Origin of the sequence: Actinomyces ruminis, from assembly GCF_002154335.2 — a bacterium.
Taxonomy (GTDB): Bacteria; Actinomycetota; Actinomycetes; order Actinomycetales; family Actinomycetaceae; genus Actinomyces; species Actinomyces ruminis.
Map to the genome: position 1 here is coordinate 1 of NZ_MTPX02000029.1, position 2,682 is coordinate 2,682.

General features: G+C 71.8%; 2 protein-coding genes and 1 pseudogene. All 3 read left to right on the forward strand.

Annotated features, from left to right (window positions below):
• A partial coding sequence (locus BW737_RS04495) for a PP2C family protein-serine/threonine phosphatase (protein ID WP_099330334.1) occupies positions 1-569 on the forward strand: 569 nt, incomplete at its 5' end.
• 5 nt (positions 570-574) lie between these two features.
• Complete coding sequence (locus BW737_RS04500) at positions 575-1,510, forward strand: FHA domain-containing protein (RefSeq protein WP_086616110.1); 936 nt, start codon at positions 575-577, stop codon at positions 1,508-1,510.
• Positions 1,511-1,603: 93 nt separating this feature from the next.
• Positions 1,604-2,453, forward strand: a pseudogene (locus tag BW737_RS04505) (FHA domain-containing protein).
• The last annotated feature ends 229 nt before the right edge of the window (positions 2,454-2,682 follow it).

Consider the following 2,682-nt stretch of genomic DNA (forward strand, 5'->3'; position numbering starts at 1 on the left):
CCCTGCTCCCGCTGGCCGGCAGCCGCATCACCGACCGCGCCGACGTCGTCGCCGCCGTGCTAGCCGCCGGTGAGGCGGTGGCCGCAATCCCCTCGCAGGCGGCGAACCCGCCCGGTGCCACTATCGCCGGCGCCGTGCTCGCCGACCTGCCGGAGGGACGCACCTGGATCGTGTTCAACGTGGGCGACTCGCGCGTCTACCTGCTGCGCGACGACCTGCTGTCCCAGCTGTCCCACGACCACTCCCAGGTGCAGGAACTGGTGGACGCCGGCCGTCTCACCCGTGCCGAGGCCCACGTCGACTTGCGCCGCAACGTGGTCACCCGAGCGTTGGGTGCGGGCCTCGCCCAGCCCGCCTACCCCGAACTGCACCTGGTGGAGGCTCGCGCCGGCGACCGCATCCTGGTGTGCTCCGACGGCTTGAGCGACGAACTCGACGACGACGCCCTGGCCACCGTCCTCGACTCCGGCCTGGGGGCGCAGCGCACTGCGGAGGTGGCCGTAGCCGCCGCGCTCGAGGCCGGTGGGCACGACAACGTAACCGCCCTCGTGGTCGACCTGTTGAAGTAGGCGCCATGAGCACGCGGACGAGCTCCGGGACGCAGGACCTGACCGTGGTGGGCAGATACGGCACCGCCATCCTCGCGGCAGAAGCACCGGCGGAAGTGCGCCAACGCGTGCTGGAGGCCCTGGGTGGGCCGCCGCACGCCGTCGGCGCCGAAGGCACTGCCGAAACAGCCGCCCCGGAGGAGACCGGGGTGTGGGAGGACCCGGACTACGCGCCGCAGTCCTCGTCCCTGCCCGAGACTGGCGTGTGGGTGGACGATGCCGATACGGACCGCGACGCGGCCACCCCGCAGGTGGATGGGGAGCGGTCCGAGCCCGTCTCCGGTTTCGGGCGCCGCCGCCATCAGCTGGCCGATTCTGCGGATGGGTCGGCGCCTACGCCCGCCTCGGCGGATACGGCGGATGCGGCCGCCGCACCCGAGGCCGGTGCACCCGAGGCCACCCAGACACTGGGGGAGGCCACTATTGCGCTGGTGACGGAGGTGGCGCCGCCGCTGGTCCGCGCCGCCATGTGTGCCGCCGGACATCCCAACCCGCCCGATGCGGCAAGCTGCCAGGCCTGCGCTGCCCCGCTGACCGGTGAGGTCCGGCAGGTGCCGCGGCCGGTGCTGGCGGTGCTGAGCCTGTCCACTGGGCAGACCGTGTCGGTGCGCGGCGACGTCATCGTCGGCCGTGCCCCACAGGTGCCGACCGGAGCCGGGGCGAGCGCCCTGCTGATCGCCGTGCCCAGTCCCGCCCACTTCGTGTCCCGCTCGCACCTGGAGGTGAGCGTGGCCGGCTGGAGCCTGCTGGCTCGCGACCTCGGCTCCGCCAACGGCACGGTGCTGGTGCGGGCCGGCATGGCCCCGGTGCTGCTGGCCAGCGCCCTGCCCACCCCGCTGGTCTTCGGCGACGTGCTCGACGTCGGCGACGGCGTGACCTTGCGCGTCGACCCGCCGCTGTGACGACGGGGTGCGTGCACGGTGCGCCGCTGGCATCCCCATCCGTTACGCTGTCGTTAGCCAAGCAGAATTGACGCGCAGCGAGCGGAGGAACCCATGAGCGACCTGACCTGGACCGAACTGCCGGAGGTTGACCCCGACCGCCCCGACGAACTCGTCCTCGACTTCTCCGGTGAGGTCTACCGCGTCGGCACCGACGAGACCTTCATCATCGGTCGCGGCGGCGACTTGGACATCGACGACAACCCCTACCTGCACCGCCGCTTCCTGGTGCTGCGCCACGACTCCGGGTTGTGGTGGATCGTCAACGAGGGCTCGCGACTGTCCGCCACGCTCACCGACGGCGACGGCCTGGTGCAGTCCCGACTCGCTCCCGGAGCCAGCATGCCGCTGGTGTTCTCCCGCGTCATCCTGACCTTCTCCGCCGGGCCCACAACCTACGAGATCGACCTGATCACCGCCGAGGCCGGGCGCTTCGCCGGTATCGACGGCCACAGCCCGAGTTCTCGCGGCCAGACCACCATCGGCGCCACCCCCATGACTCGCTCCCAGCTGCTGCTCGTCCTCGCACTGGCCGAGCCCGTGCTCAAGCGGGCCGGCACGGGTTCTGCCGAGATCCCCTCCTCGCGTCGGCGGCTGCACGCCTGGGCTGGTCACTGACCAAGTTCAACCGCAAGCTCGACAACGTCTGCGAGAAACTTGACCGGGTGGGCGTGCGCGGGCTGCGCGGCGGGCGCGTCGGTGGCGTCGCTCCAATCGGCGGGCCGCGCTGGTGGAGCACGCCGTGTCCACCCTGATGGTGACCGCCGAGGACCTGCCCCTGCTGGATGAGGAGTACCGGGCCAACCAGGTCGCCGCAGCACAGGCCGCGGCCGGGACGGAGGCCCGCGTAGACACCGCTCCGGTGCCGCACGAGTCACGCCACGTACACCCCGGTGGGGAGTAGTACCCACCACAGTGCCGTGAAACGTCCAGTGGCCTCGTGTAGCCTCCCTGAGACAACGTTCTTGTGGTGGCGCCTGGCTTGGGCGGGTGTTCCGGGAACAGTCAGAGGAGATTCATGAGCAATCAGCCAGATCCGTCGGGAGTCGGCTCCGCAGGTGCGGGCGCCGGTTCCTTCCCGCCGCCCATCCCCCCCGATCCCGCAGCCGGCGGCCGGTGCCGGACCGGCCGCC